At 45.8% G+C, this 20,382-nt stretch carries 20 protein-coding genes and 1 riboswitch; of the genes, 4 read left to right on the forward strand and 16 right to left on the reverse strand.

Features of this window, described 5'->3' with window-relative positions; all coding sequences use genetic code 11:
- Positions 1 to 26: 26 nt before the first annotated feature.
- The gene (locus ACSW3C_RS00300; protein ID WP_486560264.1) at positions 27 to 455 is read right to left on the reverse strand and encodes a hypothetical protein; all 429 of its coding nucleotides are present in this window, start codon (positions 453 to 455) and stop codon (positions 27 to 29) included.
- Between the two features lie 161 nt (positions 456 to 616).
- On the opposite strand from ACSW3C_RS00300, the gene ACSW3C_RS00305 reads away from it, so the two are divergent.
- Complete coding sequence (locus tag ACSW3C_RS00305) at positions 617 to 1,597, forward strand: DUF1385 domain-containing protein (protein ID WP_486560265.1); 981 nt, start codon at positions 617 to 619, stop codon at positions 1,595 to 1,597.
- Positions 1,598 to 2,408: 811 nt separating this feature from the next.
- Here the strand turns inward: ACSW3C_RS00305 and ACSW3C_RS00310 are convergent.
- Together ACSW3C_RS00310 and ACSW3C_RS00315 are read right to left on the reverse strand one after the other, a co-directional pair.
- Entirely contained in the window at positions 2,409 to 4,973 is a 2,565-nt protein-coding gene (locus tag ACSW3C_RS00310) for a vitamin B12-dependent ribonucleotide reductase (protein WP_486560266.1), read from the reverse strand.
- A gap of 169 nt (positions 4,974 to 5,142) precedes the next feature.
- Positions 5,143 to 5,979: a lipoate--protein ligase family protein gene (locus ACSW3C_RS00315; RefSeq protein ID WP_486560267.1), complete on the reverse strand. Its 837-nt coding sequence runs from the start codon at positions 5,977 to 5,979 to the stop codon at positions 5,143 to 5,145.
- A gap of 266 nt (positions 5,980 to 6,245) precedes the next feature.
- Between ACSW3C_RS00315 and ACSW3C_RS00320 the strand changes: the two genes are divergently transcribed.
- Positions 6,246 to 6,563 (forward strand): rhodanese-like domain-containing protein, encoded by a 318-nt coding sequence (locus ACSW3C_RS00320; RefSeq protein ID WP_269136019.1) that lies wholly within the window; start codon positions 6,246 to 6,248, stop codon positions 6,561 to 6,563.
- 308 nt (positions 6,564 to 6,871) lie between these two features.
- Here ACSW3C_RS00320 and gcvPB read toward each other — a convergent pair whose 3' ends face one another.
- The 10 genes from gcvPB to comGA form a co-directional block, all read right to left on the reverse strand.
- Positions 6,872 to 8,353: an aminomethyl-transferring glycine dehydrogenase subunit GcvPB gene (gcvPB, locus tag ACSW3C_RS00325; RefSeq protein WP_238081939.1), complete on the reverse strand. Its 1,482-nt coding sequence runs from the start codon at positions 8,351 to 8,353 to the stop codon at positions 6,872 to 6,874.
- Positions 8,346 to 9,692: an aminomethyl-transferring glycine dehydrogenase subunit GcvPA gene (gene gcvPA, locus ACSW3C_RS00330; protein ID WP_486560268.1), complete on the reverse strand. Its 1,347-nt coding sequence runs from the start codon at positions 9,690 to 9,692 to the stop codon at positions 8,346 to 8,348. The genes gcvPB and gcvPA overlap by 8 nt, the downstream gene beginning before the upstream one ends.
- 25 nt (positions 9,693 to 9,717) lie before the next feature.
- Entirely contained in the window at positions 9,718 to 10,815 is a 1,098-nt protein-coding gene (gene gcvT, locus ACSW3C_RS00335; RefSeq protein ID WP_486560269.1) for a glycine cleavage system aminomethyltransferase GcvT, read from the reverse strand.
- Positions 10,816 to 11,052: 237 nt separating this feature from the next.
- A riboswitch (glycine riboswitch) is annotated at positions 11,053 to 11,145 on the reverse strand.
- 221 nt (positions 11,146 to 11,366) lie between these two features.
- Complete coding sequence (locus ACSW3C_RS00340; RefSeq protein ID WP_486560270.1) at positions 11,367 to 11,885, reverse strand: shikimate kinase; 519 nt, start codon at positions 11,883 to 11,885, stop codon at positions 11,367 to 11,369.
- A 161-nt stretch (positions 11,886 to 12,046) separates the two neighbouring features.
- A complete protein-coding gene (locus ACSW3C_RS00345) occupies positions 12,047 to 12,490 on the reverse strand; it encodes a competence type IV pilus minor pilin ComGF (protein ID WP_486560271.1) in 444 nt (147 codons plus the stop codon).
- The gene (locus ACSW3C_RS00350; RefSeq protein WP_486560272.1) at positions 12,475 to 12,774 is read right to left on the reverse strand and encodes a hypothetical protein; all 300 of its coding nucleotides are present in this window, start codon (positions 12,772 to 12,774) and stop codon (positions 12,475 to 12,477) included. Before ACSW3C_RS00350 ends, ACSW3C_RS00345 begins: the two co-directional genes overlap by 16 nt.
- Entirely contained in the window at positions 12,764 to 13,201 is a 438-nt protein-coding gene (locus ACSW3C_RS00355) for a prepilin-type N-terminal cleavage/methylation domain-containing protein (protein ID WP_486560273.1), read from the reverse strand. Before ACSW3C_RS00355 ends, ACSW3C_RS00350 begins: the two co-directional genes overlap by 11 nt.
- Positions 13,191 to 13,526 (reverse strand): competence type IV pilus major pilin ComGC, encoded by a 336-nt coding sequence (comGC, locus tag ACSW3C_RS00360; protein WP_486560274.1) that lies wholly within the window; start codon positions 13,524 to 13,526, stop codon positions 13,191 to 13,193. Before comGC ends, ACSW3C_RS00355 begins: the two co-directional genes overlap by 11 nt.
- Positions 13,527 to 13,539: 13 nt before the next feature.
- On the reverse strand, positions 13,540 to 14,580 hold the full coding sequence (comGB, locus tag ACSW3C_RS00365; RefSeq protein WP_486560275.1) for a competence type IV pilus assembly protein ComGB: 1,041 nt from the start codon (positions 14,578 to 14,580) through the stop codon (positions 13,540 to 13,542).
- Positions 14,580 to 15,584 (reverse strand): competence type IV pilus ATPase ComGA, encoded by a 1,005-nt coding sequence (gene comGA, locus ACSW3C_RS00370; protein ID WP_486560276.1) that lies wholly within the window; start codon positions 15,582 to 15,584, stop codon positions 14,580 to 14,582. Before comGA ends, comGB begins: the two co-directional genes overlap by 1 nt.
- Positions 15,585 to 15,874: 290 nt before the next feature.
- Here comGA and ACSW3C_RS00375 point away from each other — a divergent pair, with 290 nt between their 5' ends.
- Positions 15,875 to 16,120: a DUF2626 domain-containing protein gene (locus tag ACSW3C_RS00375; protein WP_238081958.1), complete on the forward strand. Its 246-nt coding sequence runs from the start codon at positions 15,875 to 15,877 to the stop codon at positions 16,118 to 16,120.
- A 50-nt stretch (positions 16,121 to 16,170) separates the two neighbouring features.
- Here ACSW3C_RS00375 and ACSW3C_RS00380 read toward each other — a convergent pair whose 3' ends face one another.
- Positions 16,171 to 16,809: an MBL fold metallo-hydrolase gene (locus tag ACSW3C_RS00380; RefSeq protein WP_486560277.1), complete on the reverse strand. Its 639-nt coding sequence runs from the start codon at positions 16,807 to 16,809 to the stop codon at positions 16,171 to 16,173.
- Positions 16,810 to 16,973: 164 nt separating this feature from the next.
- Between ACSW3C_RS00380 and ACSW3C_RS00385 the strand changes: the two genes are divergently transcribed.
- Positions 16,974 to 17,153 carry a DUF2759 domain-containing protein gene (locus ACSW3C_RS00385; protein ID WP_184210157.1) on the forward strand — a complete coding sequence of 60 codons (180 nt, stop codon included), beginning with the start codon at positions 16,974 to 16,976 and terminating at the stop codon, positions 17,151 to 17,153.
- Positions 17,154 to 17,210: 57 nt separating this feature from the next.
- Here the strand turns inward: ACSW3C_RS00385 and ACSW3C_RS00390 are convergent, their stop codons facing one another.
- On the reverse strand, positions 17,211 to 18,287 hold the full coding sequence (locus ACSW3C_RS00390; RefSeq protein ID WP_486560278.1) for a YqgU-like beta propeller domain-containing protein: 1,077 nt from the start codon (positions 18,285 to 18,287) through the stop codon (positions 17,211 to 17,213).
- A gap of 76 nt (positions 18,288 to 18,363) precedes the next feature.
- Positions 18,364 to 20,259, reverse strand: coding sequence for an LTA synthase family protein (locus tag ACSW3C_RS00395; protein WP_486560279.1), 1,896 nt, complete (start codon positions 20,257 to 20,259; stop codon positions 18,364 to 18,366).
- Positions 20,260 to 20,382: the final 123 nt, after the last annotated feature.

Genomic DNA, 20,382 nt, shown 5'->3' on the forward strand with positions numbered 1-20,382 from the left:
TTATCATATCGTTCCATTGTCGCAACCTATTTCGTCGCTTCTTTCGGAAGTTTCTTCATAAAGACCGCAGTCCCTGTGATAAAACGGATGGCCACTGCCACAATCGCTAAAAAAGGATAGGATATTGATCGGAACCCTTCCATCAACGTCGATGGCACGAGAATGCTCCATTCAATGGCAAGTGCTAGGATAATGCTGACAATGAGCGAAGTAATGGTGGGCGGAATCGAACTTGTTAAGGAAATCAAGTAATAGAAGATGATTGTAACGATAAATAAAATAATAAATAACAACGTCCACTTCCAAAGGGCGCTTGATGAACCAAACAGTTCCCAGCGATCTGCCCACCCGACAGGCGACCATTCAATAAAATGAAAAAAGTGCAGTCCTCGCAATGCGACTAACATGCCTACTGATGCGACTAAAGATGTCCATACCATTGTTTTTGTTTTCATTAACCATCCCTCCTATTGGAAAGTGTCGGGACAATCAAGAAATTTTAAACCTATTCTGTGGAGTCCTTGGCGCATTTTTAGTACAATAGAGAAATAATTAAAGATGGGACAAGATCTAAAGCAGTGTACCCGTCAATTAAGAAGAAGGTGTGGGGAGTCCTATGAGCAAAAAGCAAGCACCTGCGTACGGTGGCCAAGCCTTGATAGAGGGTGTCATGTTCGGCAGCCGTGATCATACTGTAACAGCAATTCGCAGGAAAGATAGTTCCCTTGATTATTTTTATCTGCCGAAAAAACAGAAGCCACTCGCGCAAAAACTAAAAAAAATCCCATTTCTCCGTGGCATCGTTGCTTTGATTGAGTCAGCTGGAATTGGTTCACGACATTTAACTTTCGCCAGTGAACGGTATGATGTGATGCCTGGCGAGGAAGTTGAACAAGCACCGGAGGAAACATCCAAACTGACTATGATCCTCGGGGTCGCCGCAGTTGGAGTCCTTTCGTTTTTATTCGGTAAATTCGCATTCACACTCGTTCCGGTCTTTTTGGCGCAGTTATTCGAATCCATTGCTCCAGGCAAGACCGCGCAAATATTGTTGGAGAGTTTCTTTAAATTAATCCTGCTGCTCGGCTATGTCTCGTTAATTTCGATGACCCCTCTCATTAAACGTGTTTTCAAATACCACGGAGCGGAACACAAAGTCATCAATGCATACGAGAACGGACTGCCCTTAACGGTTGAAAACGTACAAGCCCAGTCGCGGCTTCATTACCGATGCGGCAGCAGCTTTTTGTTATTCACGGTCATCGTAGGAATGTTCATTTATTTCCTTGTGCCGGCCGATCCATTTTGGCTGCGGATCGTCAATCGAATTTTACTGATCCCTGTTGTCCTCGGCGTGTCGTTTGAAGTATTACAGTTCACCAACTCATTGCGGAATATTCCGGTCCTCAAATACTTAGGCTATCCGGGATTATGGCTGCAATTGCTGACAACGAAAGAACCGGAAGACGATCAAGTGGAAGTCGCCATCGCTTCTTTCAACAGGCTGCTCGACATTGAAGAACATGGCATCGAAAATGTGGAAGTGGTCCAGCCGGTTGCGGGGTCTTCTTCATCTTCTGCAATCCAAGCAAATTAATGGAAGCTGTAGGTTCACCTGAAAAGGGGACCTGCAGTTTTTTATTGGTGTTGAATAGAAGTAAACTTCCTAAGTCAGTAGATAGGTAGTGCTGGCTGCGAGTTTTGGTATTGTCCTGCTTATAGTTATTGTATTTTCTTTTGCATTTCTTCTCCAAGTGTTCGTTTATCCGTTGGTACCGCTCAATTACCTTCCATAACCTCTCGTATCCTCTGGCGAACTGCTCGTTTAATTTTTCAATCTCTCGTATCTCCTCGCCTACCGCTCGATTATCTCGCCTAACCTCTCGTATCCTCCGGTGAACCGCTCGTTTAATTTTTCATTCTCTCGTATCTCCTCGCCTACCGCTCGATTATCTCGCCTAACCTCTCGTATCCTCCAGTGAACCGCTCGTTTAATTTTTCATTCTCTCGTATCTTCTCGTCTACCGCTCGATTATCTCGCCTAACCTCTCGTATCCTCCGGTGAACCGCTCGTTTTATTTTTCATTCTCTCGTATCTTCTCGCCTACCGCTCGATTATCTCGCCTAACCTCTCGTATCCTCCGGTGAACCGCTCGTTTAATTTTTCATTCTCTCGTATCTCCTCGCCTACCGCTCGATTATCTCGCCTAACCTCTCGTATCCTCTGGCGAACCGCTCGTTTAATTTTTCATTCTCTCGTATCTCCTCGCCTACCGCTCGTTTCTTCCACGGGACATCTCGTTTGTCACCCGCAACCCCTCGTATTGCCAGGCACCACTCGACTCGTGAACGTAAAAAAATCAGGTGAAGAAAAACTGTTCGTTTTTCTCCACCTGATTTATGCTATTTTACAAACCGCATTTCAATTGCGCGTTACAATTTGTGCATGTATTGCAACCACCGATTTCTTCTACTGTCCCTTGTCGGCAAACCGGGCATGTGTTCCCGACTTCTGAACCGATTGTGACGTTAGTAGAACGCAAATCTTGGATTGTGTTAATGAGGACGACTTTTCGTTGCTCAACGATTTCCTCTTCCATCGGCGTTGTTTCCATTACGTTCTCTTCCGCTTTCAGCGTGAGCACCTGGGAATCCCGACTGCCGTCGACGTAAACCGTTCCACCCTTTGCTCCGCCTTTATAAAGACGCTCATAGACACTTTCAACTTGTTTCACGCTGTATCCTCTAGGTGCGTTCACCGTTTTAGAGATGGAGCTGTCGATCCAGCGCTGGATGATGCACTGAACATCAGCATGCGCTTCGGGTGAAAGGCTCATGGAAGAAACGAACCAATTCGGCAAGTGATCCGGATCTGCTTCCGGATTCCGTTTCAAATATTCTTCCACAATGTTCGCTTTCACTTCGATGAATTTGCCGAGACGTCCACTGCGATAGTACGTGAAGGAGAAATATGGCTCCAGCCCTGTCGATACGCCGACCATTGTGCCTGTGGAACCTGTTGGTGCCACTGTCAGCAAATGCGAATTCCGGATACCATGCTCCAGCACGGATTGACGGATGTCTTCCGGCATCTTCTTCATAAAGCCAGTAGAAATATAAGCTTCACGCAACGCTTTTGTTTCCTTCTCATCTTTGCCAATCAAGAATGGGAAGCTTCCCTTCTCTTTAGCCAATTCGATGGATTCACGATACGCAGTCGTCGCAATCGTTTCAAACACTTTATCGACAAGCTCATTACCTTCTGGAGAACCGTATTCCTTTTCACAATAAATTAACAGATCGGCAAGACCCATGACACCAAGGCCAACACGGCGCTCTCCAAGTGCCTGGACTTTATTTTCTTCCAAGAAGTAAGGGGTAGAGTCGATGACGTTGTCCTGCATGCGGACGCCGACACGGACAGTCTCTTTTAATTTTTCATAGTCTACCGTCTTTGTTTCTTTATCTGTCATTTCCGCTAAGTTGACCGCTGCCAAGTTACAGACAGAATATGGGGCAAGTGGCTGTTCCCCGCAAGGGTTCGTCGCGACAACTTGTTGACCATATGCTTTTGCGTTCGTTTCTTTGTTGGCATTGTCAATAAAGAAGATGCCAGGTTCTGCAGAATACGTCGCACAGATATTGATCAAATCCCAAAGGGCACGGGCTTTGATTGTCCGGTAGACACGCACTTCATGGCCTTGTCTTTCCCATTCCCGGACATCTCCGACCTTATGCCATTCCTCATTGTACACTTCCATCTCTTCAGGGGAATAATTTTCCACTGCCGGGAAGCGCAATTCAAAATCAGCATCTTCTTCGACAGCTTTCATAAAGTCGTCTGTCAATGTTACGGAGATATTGGCACCTGTTAAAAATTCTGGATTATGAACTGTATACGTACCGCCATCGCGGAGTTTCATTTCCGCATCACGCAAAATCGCTTCATTGAAGCCGCCCATGCCAGGGATTGTCCGGTAGTTCAAGATTCCTTGATACATCGCTTCTTCCTGTGCTGTCAGCGGTTTGAACTTCAACTTCTCGTTCGCAAGCTTTTTGATCAATTCCTCTTCCGTATTTTCCAGGAGATACCGAAGGATTCGTGGATTTTGCATCTTCGAGATAATAAACTCGCAAATATCCGGATGCCAATCAGCAAGCATGATCATTTGAGCACCGCGTCTTGAACCGCCCTGCTCCACCAAATGCGTCAATTTCGCAATATCGTCAAGCCAGGAGACGGAACCGGAAGATTTCCCGTTCACTCCCCGCGCAAGCGTATTGCGCGGTCGCAGCGTCGAACCATTCGTTCCTACTCCGCCGCCGCGGCTCATGATTTCCATTACTTGTTTACGGTGATCCGAGATTCCTTCTCTGGAATCCGGAACGAATGGCATGACATAGCAATTGAAAAAGGTAACTTCTGTATCAGAACCTGCACCATATAAAACACGGCCAGCAGGAACAAAATTCAAGTTAGACAATTGTTTGTAGAACATGTCGAAAGATGCCTTCCGTTGTTCTTCCGTTTGTTCGACGGATGCTAGTCCAGTTGCGTTTCGTTTGGCAATCTGCTCGTAAAACACTTCCAGTGGCTTCTCGATGACATCCAGTGGACGCGTCACAATGCCCTTTTCCTGTTCTTCCGGGTCATCGATTGAAGAACGGTACTCAGTTTCAATCCAAATATCCGCCTTGCCCGCTTTTTTATCCAAGCCCACGACAAAGCCTAAGCCCCGCGCTGGAAATTTCGGGTCTTCCTTCACTGTGAGGACAACAAAGTCACCCACTTTTAACGTTTTCTTTTCTGTATCCTTAAAAGAATATCTATCTATCATGACAAGCCGCGAAACACCGCTATGCTCGATTTTCATATCATCCGTGATCGGGTGGACTTGCGGGAATCTCGCAATATCCGCGTTCAACTGTGCCTTGTCCAATTTCGGCTCGTCGTGCTTTGAAACAATGACCATGCTTGCGTCCTCCTTCGAATTAATCCACTAAAACACAACATGTTGTATTATGTATATAACCTAATCTACTACATCTTGAAACTACGATCAACGAAGAAAAATATTCTCACAACTAGAAAGCCGATAACGTCGGTATTCGTCGAAAAAAAATGAAACGAAAGTCCGATTTTTACTTTCGATATGTCCAGGAATCCGCCAAATATTTCGTTCGTTCGATCTCCTTGACATACTCCAGTTGTTCAGCCGTTAGTTCCAGCGGTACAAGCGTCATATCAAGTGCCTTCTCAAAACCCGTTGCAAAGGCAGATATGCACTCAGCCACTGAGATCGGACGATTTGTCAGCCGGTCAATGGCGACCGCCTTTTCCGGCAATCCTTTTCGCATACGTTCCCGCGCCTCTTCCGACTCGAATTTAAATAACGAGACGAGCTTCTCTTCATCCAAGCTGAGCAAAATGGCGCCGTGCTGGAGAATTACACCTTTTTGACGGGTCTGCGCACTTCCTGCCACCTTCTTACCTTCCACAACGAGCTCGTACCAGCTTGGTGCATCAAAGCATACGGCACTTTTCGGTTTACGCAGCCGTTCATTCTGCTCCTCCGTAACCGGTACAGAAAATTCCGCTTGCAGACCAAGATTCCGGAATCCTTCCAACAGGCCGCCCGAGATGACCCGGTATGCTTCCGTTACCGTCTCAGGCATGTCCTCGTAATCCTCCCTTACGATGACACTGTAGGTCAGTTCATGTTCATGAAGGACGCCTCTTCCGCCTGTCGGCCGTCTGACGAAGCCAAGATTATGCCTCTTTACGGCTTCCATATCAATTTCCTTTTCCACTCGCTGGAAATATCCAATTGACAAGGTGGCAGGCTGCCATTCATAAAAACGCAGAACCGGTCCAATTTCCCCTCTGCTATGCCAATCTAGAAGCGCTTCATCGAGCGCCATGTTAAAAGATGGCGAACACTTTCCGGAATTAATGAAATGCCAAACCTCTTTTTCCATACCGATTCCCCTTCCAATCAACAATGTTGCCGACCTAGAAGCGGAAAATGCCCATGCTAATAAGCAGCGGCATCCCTTGTCCAGGTCGGCGAAATATTCTTTTATGCTTGCCGATTCATTACAACGAATTTCATTTTATCATTCTCATTGAACATGTGCTACTTAATCTTTATAATGGACTTATAGAAAGAAAGGGGAAAATCGAAGTGGATTTATATATCTTAGGGGCGGTCGTCCTTCTCCTCATCCTCTACATCGTCATCACGATGTTACGCCTGCGAAAAGCGGTCACAAACTTGACGCAAGAGGATTTTATCAACGGATACCGGAAAGCGCAGCTTATCGATGTGCGGGAACCAAAGGAGTTTGAAGCGGGCCATATTCTCGGAGCGAGAAATATCCCATACTCCCAGTTCCGGCAGCGTTATAAAGAAATCCGTGCGGATAAGCCCGTCTACTTGTACGATCAAAACGGCGGCAAAAGTGCAAGAGCCGCTCTTTTCTTGAAAAAGAAAGAGTATACACAGCTCTTCCACCTCCAAGGCGGATTCCGTACGTGGACAGGCAAAATCAGAAGCAAATGATGGCAAAGTTCTTCCTTCGGGAGGAACTTTTTCTATTGCAATAAATTCCCCCATGCCTGCATCCCTCCTGACAGCCTCCTTAGAATCCATGACACGTATCACATCCAGACGGGTTGCAGGCAGTGTTCGAGCTTCCTCGCGCCTCCTAGCGTGCATCCGGTCTTCCTTAGGGTGAGCAGCAGGCCGTTCTTTATTTCATTAGCGGCCGCCTCTTAGAAAAGCCTTCAGGAACTCTCAACACAAAAAACTGCACGCCTGAATGTTTGCTTGATACAAACATTCGGCGTGCAGCCAAAATTTAATACGGATTACGCGTTAACCAGTTCCTCTTCTTTTTTCTTAAAGCGAAGAACTGGATGACGTGCCGCTTTTGTTTCATCCAAACGGTTAACGACCGTTGTATGAGGCGCCTCTTGGACAATTTCCGGCGTTTCTTCTACTTCCTTGGCAATTTGGATCATTGCATCGATGAAGGAATCGAGCGTTTCTTTCGATTCAGTCTCGGTTGGTTCAATCATCATGCCTTCCTCCACATTAAGCGGGAAGTAGATCGTTGGCGGATGGAACCCGAAATCAAGCAGGCGTTTTGCCATATCGAGTGTACGTACACCGAGTTTCTTTTGTCGGCGGCCTGATAGAACAAATTCATGCTTGCAATGTTGCGGATATGGCAGATCAAAATACGGCTCCAATCTGCGCATCATATAGTTTGCATTCAATACTGCATACTCCGTAACTGCCTTCAATCCATCCGGCCCCATGGAGCGGATATACGTGTAGGCACGTAAATAAATGCCGAAGTTTCCGTAGAACGGTTTCACACGGCCGATTGATTGCGGACGGTCATACTCGAATGTATAGCTGTCCCCTTCTTTAACGAGAACCGGCTTCGGCAAGAACGGAGCCAAATCCGCTTTCACGCCGACTGGGCCAGAGCCCGGTCCACCACCGCCATGCGGGCCTGTGAACGTCTTATGCAAATTCAAATGAACAGCGTCAAAGCCCATATCGCCCGGGCGTGCTTTCGCCATAACGGCGTTTAAGTTAGCACCGTCATAGTATAGCTTCCCGCCGACACCATGAACGATTTCAGCCATTGTTAAAATATCCTCTTCAAAGAGTCCGAGTGTATTCGGATTCGTCAGCATGAGGGCAGCTGTGTCAGGTCCAACTTTGGATTTTAGATCGTCGATATCGACCAGGCCGTTGTCATTTGACTTAACTGTAATCGTATCGAATCCTGCAACCGTTGCGGAAGCAGGGTTTGTGCCATGGGCAGAATCCGGCACAAGCACTTTTGTCCGGTTGAAATCGCCGTTTGACTCGTGGAATGCCCGGATCATCATGAGCGCAGTCCATTCACCATGTGCACCAGCAGCCGGCTGAAGCGTCACTTCGTCCATACCTGTAATTTCAGAAAGGTGTTCCTGCAAGTCATACATGATTTCCATTGCACCTTGAACAGTAGCTTCATCCTGCAACGGATGGATATTCGCGAAACCAGATAGGCGGGCAACCGCTTCGTTAATTTTCGGATTGTACTTCATCGTACAAGATCCAAGCGGATAGAATCCTGTATCTACTCCGTGATTCCGATTGGAGAGCGCAGTATAGTGTCGCATAATATCAAGCTCGGATACTTCCGGCAGTTCTGCCTCTTCAGAGCGGATATAAGTTTCAGGCAACAAGTTTGTCAAATCGACTTCCGGTACATCCAATTCAGGGAGGCTATAGCCGATCCGTCCCTCTTTTGATATTTCAAAAATCAGCGGTTGATTTTCATTACGCATGAAGGGCCTCCATTTCCTGCACGAGCGCATCAATTTCTTCTTTTGTCCGTTGTTCTGTCACAGCGATCAATGTGTGATTCGCGAGTTCCGGATATGTGGAACTAAGGTCATATCCGCCAATCATTCCTTTATGGAATAATTGCTCGTTCACTTCAGCTACCGGCTTTTTCACATCCACTACGATTTCGTTAAAGTGGACGTTGCCAAATTTAACATCAAAGCCTGCTTTCTCGAATGCCTCTTTTGCATATCTTGTTTTGGCAATGTTTTGATATGCCATTTCCTTAACGCCCACTTTTCCAAGTGCCGTCATCGCAACAGATGCTGCAAGTGCATTCAGGGCTTGGTTTGAGCAAATATTAGATGTCGCTTTATCACGGCGGATATGCTGCTCACGAGCTTGAAGCGTAAGAACATAACCTCTTCTTCCATCTTCATCTGTCGTCTCGCCGACAAGACGTCCAGGTACTTTTCGCATAAGCTTTGTCGTCGTCGCAAAATATCCGCAGTGCGGTCCGCCGAATTGTTCTGGAATGCCAAACGGCTGGGCATCGCCAACTGTAATATCCGCACCAAGTTTGCCTGGAGGCGTCAAGACGCCAAGCGCCAGCGGGTTGGACGAAACAATGAATAGGCCGCCTTGATCATGTGCAATTTTTCCGATCTTCTCGATATCTTCTACTTGGCCGAAGAAGTTTGGATATTGGACTAGAACCGCTGCAGTATCACCATCGATTAACTGTTCTAACTTTTCCATGTCCGTGACGCCATCTTTGTGTGGAATCGTGACGACTTCAATGAATTGGCCAGCTGCATACGCTTGCACTACATCCCTTGATTCTGGATGGACTGTTTCGGAAACAAGCAGCTTTTTACGGCGTGTATGACCAGCCGCAAGCGTTCCTGCTTCTGCAAGCGCAGTTCCACCGTCATACATGGAGGAGTTGGCGAGATCCATGCCTGTCAATTCACAGATCATTGTCTGGAATTCAAAGATCGCCTGTAGTTCACCTTGGGAAATCTCCGGCTGATACGGCGTATAGGCAGTATAGAACTCAGAACGGGAAATAACATGGTCGACAATGATCGGCTTATAATGATCATAGACACCAGCACCTAGGAACGATGTATAGTGGCGGGAATCAGCATTTTTGCTCGCCAAATGAGACAATTCTTTCATCAGAGCCGTTTCCGATTTTGCAGGTTTAATATCTAATTCACCTTTGAATCGTACTTTTTCTGGAATATCTTCAAACAATTCATCAACAGTTGCGATGCCGATGGCCGCTAGCATTTCATCGCGATCCGTTTCCGTCATCGGAATATAACGATGCTTCATATCCACAAATCCCCTCTTCAATTAATTATCGTTTATAAAATGGTGTTGCAATGACAACCGCTTTCAGACGTTTCGAACGGATTTCGACTTCCACTTCATTTCCTGCTTCTGCCTGTGACGAATCAACAAGGGCAAACCCGATGTTCTTTTTCAATGTCGGTGACTGCGTGCCTGTCGTCACTTCGCCGATCTCCTCGTCTCCAACAAACACTTTGTAACCAGTGCGCGGAATCCCTTTGTCAATCATTTCAATGCCGACAAGTTTCCTCGGAACACCTTGTTCCTTCTGGGAAGCTAGCGCCTCTTTGCCGATGAAGTCGGATTCTTTATTGAGTTTTACGACAAACCCAAGTCCCGCTTCGAGTGGAGAAATATCTTTGGATAACTCTTGTCCATAGAGTGGAAGTCCGGATTCAAAACGCAATGTATCACGAGCTCCTAAACCTGCCGGGAGAACTCCTTCCTCTTTTCCTGCTTCGAGAATGGCCGACCATAACGCGACTACTGTGTCTGGCGAACCGTACAGTTCAAATCCGTCTTCCCCTGTATAACCGGTTCTAGAGACGAGCACCTCATGTCCCGCCACGTTTACGCCTTCCTTGAAGCGGAAAAATTTAATCTCTTCCAATGGCTGGTCAGTCAACTTCTGAAGAACCTCTTGTGCTTTTGGTCCTTGAAGAGCCAACAAACCATACTCATTTGATTTATCCTCTATTATGACATCCTCTGAGGCATGCTTTTTCATCCATTCCACATCTTTATCGATATTGGACGCATTGACGACTAAAAGATAATCATTTTCTCCTCTTTTATAGATTAGGAGATCATCCACTGTACCGCCATTTTCATAACACATAGCTGTATACTGGGCTTGCCCGTCCTTCAACTTGGAGACATCATTTGTTACAAGTTTCTGCAGAAATGCAAGCGCCCCTTCTCCTGAGACAAAAACTTCTCCCATATGGGATACATCAAACAGACCGGCTTGCGTTCGCACCGCTTCATGTTCGGCTTTGATTCCAGAGAATTGAACTGGCAGCTCCCAGCCTCCAAAATCAATCGTTTTGCCTCCGTATTCCGCGTAAGTATCGAAAAGGGCCGTGCGTTTCAACGATTCAACCATGCCAATTTCCCCCTAGTCTAATAGTAAAGTAGAGCTCCGAACAAATCGGTTCTCCCCGATGTTCGGTTGTGCAAGCAATCCGCAGCAAGACAATCGCGCTGACAATTGCCAGCCCGCTGCCCACGAAAAAAAGACAGAAGTCCCCTATAGAAAAGGAACCTCTGTCCGTGTACCTGAAAGTTTGACCTTGCGGCTTTCCTCGTTGGTGGCCGATCGAATCGGCACTCTCCAGAGATGCGTCATGAACGGGTCTTTTTACCTGAGAGATTCATAACTTCCGTTACTTGCTCCTTCGGCGACGCCTAATACGTGCTCTCCCCGCTCAGTCATCCGCGATATTCAATTGCTTGCACAAAATGTGTAAGATTCCGACGAATCAGTACCCTATTGCCTTATATCTTAACATTTCAAATCTGCATACGCAATCATTTTTAGCATCTCGTAATTTTCACGAACGTTAAATTAATCTTCTTCATAAACGTTCGTGTTTGAGGGTTTCCTGTCGATTCAAGCCCCAAGAAGAAAGCAGATAGCCTATCAATATATCCCGTTCATTCCTCGGGTTCCTTGAGCCTGCCAATCTGAAACGCTATGTAGTCGGCTATTTCATAGATGGAGCGGCCCGCTGTCTCCACTCTGAAATGAGCACTCTTTAAATAATGTGGCTTGCGTTTGAAATACAGGCTCTCCAGTTCTTGACGGGTTGAGCGCTGGACGATGGGGCGATTTTTATCCGTTGAGATACGGCGCCATATTTCATAGAATGGTGCATTTAGGAAGAAGACCAGGCCCGTGTCCCTCATAATCCGCCGATTCTCCTCCCTCATCGCAACGCCTCCGCCTGTTGCAATAATGCAATACTGATCCGGAAAGCGTCGCAAGAAGTCCGTCTCCATCTCTCGGAATCGCTCTTCACCATATGTCTCAAATATTTGCGGAATCGTCATCCCTGTATCGTTGACGATTTCCGCATCCATGTCGAAAAAAGGCATATCCACCATATTGCTTAATCGTTTGCCAATGGCACTTTTACCACTGCCCATGTATCCGACCAAGTAGACTTTCTTCATTTTCATCCACCCTATTTAATGTCTTGATCAATTCCTTTTCGTAGTATTGTTCAAGAGAATCGTAAGTTTTATATAAATTACTATGCCATGAAACGAGGGTAAAAAGAAAGAGGCTGACAAAAAATAATAAAATTAATGCAGCCGCGAACAGGGAGCCATTCTCATTCCGGATATAACCCAATCGCAAATCTCCTTTCCTTTATTTTTTTATCCAACGTAACGATCGTCAACCGGACCATTTCCCCTTCCTGGGTAAATTGGATGGAACGGCTGTTGGTGAATAGCGGGATATGTCCTTGGAAGTCAACTGTTCTACGGATGACCGTTCCGCTTCGGCTGATCGTTTGCACGCCTCTCTCGTTTACATACGTCAAAGCCCGGCCGTCCGCAGACAAACTGATTGATTCTACATGAGCGAGCGATGTTTGCAATTCCGCCGTAAAAAGCTCCCACTCCGTCGATGCAGCCGTCCCATATTGATGCTCAATCGTCTGCTTCCAATAAAAGAACAGGACGAGCAAATGCAAAAAAGTGAATGCTATGATCAATTGAAATAACGAATCCAATAAGGTATAGCCCGATTCCCGCCTTAGGAGCCGTAGCATGAGCTGATTTCCTCATCCTTACTCAAATAGCTGACACAAACGGATGTGCCATGGATGCTCCACTCAAAAGCCGTCTTTTCTACTTCCTCAACTCCCGACAATGTGCCATAGGCAGAATGGATGATTGCTCCCTGGAATGCCGTCCTGGCCGCAAGCATGGATTTCTTCTTCTCTCCTAATTCCACCGTCATGTTCGTCGCGAACGGCAGCAGTGTGCCGAAAATGATTGTTGTCAGAAGCAGGACAAGCAACGCTTCCGGCCAAGAATATCCTTTATCGTTCATATAATATGATCCTCCCATACTGTAATTGGAAGCGCAGCTCGACCGTACGCTTCGTCATATTCACTGTTATGGTTCCTGACTCCCGAATTTGCCCGTTCCCGTTGAATTCAAGACGCCGCATGGCCCCCGTACTGCTAATGCGCATGCCAGCGGGAAAATCCATCCGATCCATCTCCCCTTCGAGATTGGATGTGATAATGTATGTGGAACCATTATTTTTCAAAGTCAGTTCAGTTGGATAGCCGCTCGCCAAGGAATGCGCCTGCATCTTATAGACCGAGGCGATGAAAGCCTGCAGAGCCTCTTCCTCCGCCCGGCAAGACAACCACTTTTCACCAAAAGGAAGGGCGAGCACCGTCAGAATAACGACGATGCTCAGCACCAGCAGAAGTTCCAAAAAAGTAAAGCCCGCTTCCTTAGTCCGCATCTGCATCCCCTGCTTGACCGGGCAGAGGATCTGGCATTACTTCGCCTTCAGAGGAAATATTCAACTTCCTGCCGTCCGGGCATTGGAGGTCTCCGGTTACATACCCTTCTTCCTTCAAGGAGTCCAAGGTTGGGAACTCCTTCTTGTCCATTTTATAGGCCTGCACTTGTCCCTGTACCATTTTGACATACGCATCGCATCCTTTTTCATCGATGGAACGCGAGTGTTTCGTAACGTTCGGAATGGCAATTAATATCAAAACAGAGATGATCAACAGGACGATCATCATTTCTATCAACGTGAATCCCTTTTCATTTCGAACCATAATCTATTCCTCCTCACATCGTTTCGATCATTCCATACACTGGCAACAAAATCGCCAGGTAGGCGAGCAAAATGCAAATGGCTAGCAGCGTAAATAAGAGGGGTTGGATAACGGCCAGCCATTTTGAGATGTCCGATTCTAGCGTTTCGAATGCGTGGGCACTGTAGAGGATTAATTCCTCCGCAAGATGACCCGTGTCAGAACCATGCTTGGCGAAGGATGCCAGTTTACTTTCAAGCCCGTCTGTCAAAAGCACAGCCTGTTCGAACGGGATCCCTTGTATAAGATGCTGTTTTAACTTGCCGGCCATTTCCGCAATCAATCCGTCTAATCTCTGGTTTTCCAACATGGCCAACGCCTCCTGGATCGGCAGGCCGCTCCGCAGAAGCGACCCGATCTCTCCGGTTAATTCGGAAGTCTTCGTTTTCAGCAGAAATGAACCAATCACCGGGATCCTTACCAGTTTCCGTATTTTCTCCCCTGGTGTCAGTTGGGCATACCACTTTTTAACGATGAAAAGTCCAACAGCCACCACGGCAAAGGAAAGGAGCAACACATCTGGAATTTTGCCGACTATGACTGGCAAGAGTGTAGAGAGACTCGTTTCTGCTTGTCGCGTTTGAGCTAAGGCTTGAAAGTTTGGAAGGAAAAATTGTCTGAACAGAAGAAGGAGGAAAGCCATAAAGATGAAAAGAAAAACCGGATAAATTAAAATCCGTTTTAATCTTTTATCCCGTTTTTCCTTCAACTCCAGTCGTCTGGCCAGTTCTCTAAGAGAGATAATTAATGTTCCATCCACTTCCGACACCGCAACAGGCAAAAGCACAGTTCGTTTAAAGCCGATCGCTTCCAGCACCTGGGTCACGGTCAGTCCAGAACGAAATGCATTCTCTGCTACAGTCAATATCGGTTCATAATTTTGGACATAATGAGGAAGCAGAATGACGATACTGTCGTGGATTGTATATCCCTGATCCAATAATTCCGCCAAACGCCTTAAAAAGGCTGCTTGGTTCACGAGCGCCGTCTCTTTTGTACGAAATCTCCATTTCATTAGGACCGTTTCACGAATGGTTTGCCTGGTTCGTAATTCAGAAAAACATTTTCGCTTTCTGCGGGTCTCACCATCCTTCCTCCTTTCGCTACATATTCCTTGATTCGTTCCAACTGTTCAGCGTCCATGATGTCAAATCGGGCGGACAAAGAATGCTCCGCTGTTTCAATTAAACGCTGCGAGGAAATGCAAACGACCGTTTGTCTTAATTCTTCGAGTGAAACACCGAAATCCAACATTCGATAGAAGCAGCCGACGGCATCTTTGGCATGGACTGACGTTACGACTAAATGGCCGGTCAATGCCGCTTGAACAGCTGTTTTTGCTGTCTCAGCATCACGAATTTCACCAATCATGATGACATCAGGCGAATGACGGAGTATGGCGCGCAAACCAGCAGCATACGTCATACCCGCCTGTTCGTTTACTTGGATTTGCAACAAATGGGAATGATTGTTTTCGACCGGGTCCTCTAATGTGATGACATGGCGATGCAATACATTGACACAATGTGCCAGAAGGGAATAAATAGTTGTCGTTTTCCCGCTACCCGTGGGACCGGTCACCATAACGAGGCCTTGCTCATTTGAAACCGCATTTCGCAACTGGTCTGCCCATTTTCGTTCTAGACACAAACAGTCAATCGGAACGATGCGATCATGCTTCTGAAGGCGGATAACGACACTTTCTTTGAAATGGATGGATGGAATGGTTGATATTCGGAACGAGAAATTTTCATTGTTGAATTGTTTGTGGAATGAACCGCTTTGAGGTTTTCGCCGATTACTAATATCGAGCGAAGAGAGGTATTTGTAAAAAGAAATCATACGGGCCGCCAATTGGAGGGGGAGTGTGCCGGTCCGCTTTAGTTTCACACCAAGTTTGAATGCTACTTCATATTCATCATCATGGGGGATGAGATGAATATCTGTCACGTCTTGTCCAATGGCAGTTTCCAACAGCAGAAAGCACTTCTTTTCAATCATATTTTGCTGATTATCCATTCAACACCCCTCTTTCATTGACGAAAGATCGCTTTCCGTCTCACAACCAGTATACATGTCTTCCAAGGATTAGGGAATGGTATTCGGCAAACTCGAATTATCAAGGGCTCAAATCGTCCAAAACGAAGTTTTCAGAGGCTCTTTTGGCGCAAATCCCGATTTTCGCATGACATAGCAGAATACACCATTTTGTCACAATGCCATTCGATATAAGTTTACATTTGCAGAGCGTATCCTTTATAATGATGGTGAGATCATTGTATTGTTTTACGTTAAGGAGGGACGCACGTATGGATAACATGTTCAAACTATGTGGTTTCTGGACAGGGGTATTCGCAGTTATGTTCTTTGTAGGCGGCATGTTGCCTGCATCGCTCATCTTCGTCGCTAGTACGATTTTCTTCCTGTTGCTTGGATACTTGAATCTTACTGAGCGTATGTATATGTACATGTTCGGCGCTTACTTGATGATTTTCATGGTCGGATTCAGCTATTATGCTACTTTCATTCACGTACCAGGTGCCGGCCACGAATGAGCGCGTAAAAAAACAGCCAATTGGCTGTTTTTTTTATTTCTCACTCTACCTTACTCGAAACCATGCAGGAATGGATTGGCATCTTCCTCTTCACCCGGCGACGTATACGAGCCGTGTCCAGGAAACAGGAAACAATCCGGATCCAGTGTCAGGATTTTCGAATGAATGGAATCCAGGAGCGTTTTTGTATCGCCACCCGGGAGATCGGTGCGCCCTATGCTCCGCTGAAACAGTGTATCCCCGACAATGGCAAAGCGTTCCTCCGGGAATGAATAGAGCACACTGCCAGGCGAATGGCCAGGCACATGGCGGATTTCCATCGTAAACGATCCGACCCGTAGCTCTCCCTCTTCATTAAGCAAGTGATCCGCTGGTCGATTAACAATACGCGGAAGACCCGGATAGCGCGCAGAACCGTTTAGTGTTGGATCATTCATCCATGCCGCCTCTGCTTTATGAAGGTACACGGGAATGTTATAACGTTCTCTTATTTCATCCACTGCGCCAATATGGTCGAAATGGGCATGTGTCAGCAAAATCGCAATCGGTGTCAGCTTGGCGTCTTGAAGGATTTTTACAATTTTCTCTGCTTCTTCACCTGGATCGAACAGCAAGCATTCCTTTTTATCATTTTCAATAATATAGCAATTCGTCTGAATAGGACCTAACGGATACGTATGTACTTTCATGAATAAATTCCTCCTCTTAAAATCATATTACTCAAGTTAGGGACCGAGTTCAAACAATCGTCATGAATTAACCTCGACAAAAATCATAATAGCCAGTACAATAGAAAGGGAATATTGTGCTAATCGGCATTCATTTTTTCTTGTTTGAAAGGAGTGTCTACTACATGAACATTTTAATGGTTATTTTTGGTCTTGTTGCTATTTTGGCAGTGGTCGGTACAGTCCAAGGCTTCAAAGAACGCAATATTTTAAGCATTGTTTTCAATTTGGCCGCAGTTGTCATCTTCGGTGCCTTCACCGTTGCGACAATCGTTTACCAAGGTTATCCGCCGAAACTTCACTAATCATCCGAACGATCTGACGGGTACGAAAAAACATCCTTCTTCGCTGAAGGATGTTTTTTATTGTTCCAACCACTTATTCAATTCCTTCTTCTCAAGATCCAATACATCCTCTCCCTCATAGCCGGTCAGGCAGTAGGTCCCTGCAGGAGAACAGTGAAGAGGGCCGTCCGGTACATCTTCCATCAATACATCGACTTGACCCCCTCGCATATCCGCCAACTGGAAGGGAGCGGTCATTTCATCCAGCTTTCCACCTGCCGTCGGGACCTTCATTCGCACTTCGTTGGCAGACAGCCAATCCATCTCCGGCATGACAAGACCTGAAAAACTGGATACCGCAGGCATTTCGGCTTTCCCCATCAGCTTGCCCTCTCCATTTCTCATTTCCAGCAAGACCTTCTCCCCCTCATCCGGCTGCATCGTCAGGAGTGAATCAAAATATGTTTCAAATTGGACCACGCCCGAAATTCCCATAGCGGAAGTTTCTTCCGTTTTAACATGATAGGCATAAACTGCTCCATTTTCACTCAGAGTCAAGAGCTGTTCTGTCCCGAGCCACTTTGGGAATGGATCCTCCAGTGATAACGAAGTCATTTCTTCTTTGTGTCCATCATAATAAAACAGGTCAAATGACCAATCGTCATGAAAAGCAGTTAATAGAACAAGATTTTCATCGATATCGTTCCATTCAATCGACAATTCCTTTGAATCAATCATCAACTGATGAAGGACGGTTCCATCCAGCGAAATAATCTTGACGGCTGCCGAATCAGAATCATCGCTCGTATGTATGAGAAGGTACTTTTTGGAGGGATGGACAAGAACGTCATTGATAAACGAATCTTCACGGTCAATCAACTCACTCTTCCCTGTCAACCGGTTAAAACTTTTGATCGCATATGTATTCTCTTCTTGCTCTACATAGACAATTTCCGTATCCGACAGCCAGTCCACAACATACTGGAAATGCTCAGGCTGGACATGCAATGTCTGCAAGGTGTCTTCTGCCGTTTGATCCGTCTCGTTTGGCAGTTCCGTCTCTGGATACGTTTGCACACCAGGGGGTACTTCCTTACTCGTGCATCCCGTTAGGACGAGTCCAAGAATAATAAGCGGGATGATTTTTTTTATCAAGACTCTTTACCCTCCCTTCCTCGAATTGGTAAAAAAAATCTGCACGGCAGGAGTCCGTGCAGATCGTAGACAATACTTACTTATCGTTCAACCGCTTCTTCTCTTGGCCATCTTCTGTAAAGCGCAGCAAGTCTCCATTAATGATCAAATCGGAATACCCGAGTTCAGTCGTAGCCCGCTTGACATAAGGCTCACATATCGATTCATCCGTCGGTTCTCCAGTCTTGACATCATAGCAAACTTCATGCGTATAAATCGCATCGTCAGTTACAAAACGGCCATCACGGAAAATGACGAACGGTTCATGGTCTTTCGAGAAAACGTCTGCCCCCATTTGCATATCTTCTTTTGTATCAATGCCAAGCAGATGCAGAATGGTTGGCCGTAAATCCAATTGACCCGACAGCTCATCCATGACTTTTCCTTTGCCATAGCCAGGAATATGGATGAACATCGGCACTTTTTGCAATTCAGCGTTGTCAAATGGTGTAATCTCTTTGTCCAAGTACATACCCATCGCTTTATTATGGTTTTCTGAAATACCATAGTGGTCACCATACATGATAATGATCGAGTTATCATAAAGTCCGCTCTTCTTCAAATCATCGAAGAACGTCTTCACTGCTTCATCCATGTAACGAACCGATTGGAAGTACTTGTTTAATGTGTTCGAATTCGAATCGTATGCCGGGATCAGCATATCCTCTTCATCCAAATCAAATGGATGGTGATTCGTCAATGTAATCATTCTTGTCGCGAAAGGCTGCGGCATATCTTTCATAATTTCAACCGATTGATCGAAGAACGGGATATCTTTCATCCCCCAGTTAACCGCTTGACCTTCCCCGATCTGATAACTTTCGACGTCATAGAATTTTTGAATACCTAAGGCCTGGTACATAATATCACGGTTCCAGAAACTGCGGTTGTTCGCATGCATAACACTCGTGAAATAGCCATTTTGGCCAAGTCGTTCGGATAATGAATTAAACGTGTTACCGCTGTTCGTAAAGAAAACGGCTCCCCCATTCCGGCCATAAAGGGAGTTTTCCAAAATAAATTCGGAGTCTGATGTTTTTCCAAGACCTGTTTGGTGATAGAAGTTGTCAAAATAGAACGTATCCGGATCCTTCGTCAATTCATTGAGGAAAGGTGTTACGACATGCCCGTTCATTTCATTGTTAATGACAAAGTTCTGCAAGGATTCGAGCGAAACGATAATGACATTGCGCCCTTTTGCAACACCGAACATGTCAGGGTTCGGTTCGGCATAATTAGCATTAATATAGTTAGCTACTTCTGTCAGTTCACTGCCATCCGCTAAAGCGCGTTCCGCATGTGTTTTTGATTGAATAAACAAATCATACAGATGATAGTTATACGTACCAATATTTTTCACCAACAGCTCGCGATCAAAGCTTCTTGTCAACAGCTGCGGCCGTTGTGCTTCAGACAGGCCGAGGTTAACCATCAGCACGGTAGCGGCTACAACAAAATACAATTTCCTACCGATTTTGCGTCCAGAAGACAGAGATACTGTGTCCCGCACCTTCAAAAACTTAATAGCCAAGACGACAATGATCACATCACTAAAGAAAAAGATGTCCGTCCAATGAAGATTCGCTGTAACGGAGGAAGACAAATCACCGAAGTTGCTCGTTTGAAACAATAATGGCAATGTTATGAAATCACTAAAGAAACGATAAAATACAGCATTAGCGAACATGAGGATCGAGGTGATCAAGCTGACCGAAAAGATGTAGATGTTCCGGCGCTTCCTGCTCTTCATGAAAAGCGCAATTCCGTAAATGAATAGTAGGAAACTGAGCGGATTCATGAAAAGTATGAACTCTTGCATAACATTGTCAATCGACATATTAAAGCTTGTATGGTAACCAATATAGGTTGTAATCCACGTTGCAACGATAGCAATAAGGAGTACGGAATGTTTGGGCCAGGTTGCTTTTTTCATTCTTTCTCTTCCTTTCTAGCCTTGTGAAGTCTAATGTACTCATCCAACCATTTGTACTAGCACTGTCTATATAGACGGAATACATGTCAAAAAGTTTCACTTTTGAACAAGAAACTTCCAAAT

Source organism: Sporosarcina sp. AD_1 (assembly GCF_057373025.1).

What these genes read in the sequence shown, in the direction of transcription:
- ACSW3C_RS00300 (WP_486560264.1), bottom strand. Translation starts at nt 455, where the DNA reads ATGAAAACAAAAACAATGGTATGGACATCTTTAGTCGCATCAGTAGGC.
- ACSW3C_RS00305 (WP_486560265.1), top strand. Translation starts at nt 617, where the DNA reads ATGAGCAAAAAGCAAGCACCTGCGTACGGTGGCCAAGCCTTGATAGAG.
- ACSW3C_RS00310 (WP_486560266.1), bottom strand. Translation starts at nt 4,973, where the DNA reads ATGGTCATTGTTTCAAAGCACGACGAGCCGAAATTGGACAAGGCACAG.
- ACSW3C_RS00315 (WP_486560267.1), bottom strand. Translation starts at nt 5,979, where the DNA reads ATGGAAAAAGAGGTTTGGCATTTCATTAATTCCGGAAAGTGTTCGCCA.
- ACSW3C_RS00320 (WP_269136019.1), top strand. Translation starts at nt 6,246, where the DNA reads ATGTTACGCCTGCGAAAAGCGGTCACAAACTTGACGCAAGAGGATTTT.
- gcvPB (WP_238081939.1), bottom strand. Translation starts at nt 8,353, where the DNA reads ATGCGTAATGAAAATCAACCGCTGATTTTTGAAATATCAAAAGAGGGA.
- gcvPA (WP_486560268.1), bottom strand. Translation starts at nt 9,692, where the DNA reads ATGAAGCATCGTTATATTCCGATGACGGAAACGGATCGCGATGAAATG.
- gcvT (WP_486560269.1), bottom strand. Translation starts at nt 10,815, where the DNA reads ATGGTTGAATCGTTGAAACGCACGGCCCTTTTCGATACTTACGCGGAA.
- ACSW3C_RS00340 (WP_486560270.1), bottom strand. Translation starts at nt 11,885, where the DNA reads ATGAAGAAAGTCTACTTGGTCGGATACATGGGCAGTGGTAAAAGTGCC.
- ACSW3C_RS00345 (WP_486560271.1), bottom strand. Translation starts at nt 12,490, where the DNA reads ATGCTACGGCTCCTAAGGCGGGAATCGGGCTATACCTTATTGGATTCG.
- ACSW3C_RS00350 (WP_486560272.1), bottom strand. Translation starts at nt 12,774, where the DNA reads ATGAACGATAAAGGATATTCTTGGCCGGAAGCGTTGCTTGTCCTGCTT.
- ACSW3C_RS00355 (WP_486560273.1), bottom strand. Translation starts at nt 13,201, where the DNA reads ATGCGGACTAAGGAAGCGGGCTTTACTTTTTTGGAACTTCTGCTGGTG.
- comGC (WP_486560274.1), bottom strand. Translation starts at nt 13,526, where the DNA reads ATGGTTCGAAATGAAAAGGGATTCACGTTGATAGAAATGATGATCGTC.
- comGB (WP_486560275.1), bottom strand. Translation starts at nt 14,580, where the DNA reads ATGAAATGGAGATTTCGTACAAAAGAGACGGCGCTCGTGAACCAAGCA.
- comGA (WP_486560276.1), bottom strand. Translation starts at nt 15,584, where the DNA reads ATGGATAATCAGCAAAATATGATTGAAAAGAAGTGCTTTCTGCTGTTG.
- ACSW3C_RS00375 (WP_238081958.1), top strand. Translation starts at nt 15,875, where the DNA reads ATGGATAACATGTTCAAACTATGTGGTTTCTGGACAGGGGTATTCGCA.
- ACSW3C_RS00380 (WP_486560277.1), bottom strand. Translation starts at nt 16,809, where the DNA reads ATGAAAGTACATACGTATCCGTTAGGTCCTATTCAGACGAATTGCTAT.
- ACSW3C_RS00385 (WP_184210157.1), top strand. Translation starts at nt 16,974, where the DNA reads ATGAACATTTTAATGGTTATTTTTGGTCTTGTTGCTATTTTGGCAGTG.
- ACSW3C_RS00395 (WP_486560279.1), bottom strand. Translation starts at nt 20,259, where the DNA reads ATGAAAAAAGCAACCTGGCCCAAACATTCCGTACTCCTTATTGCTATC.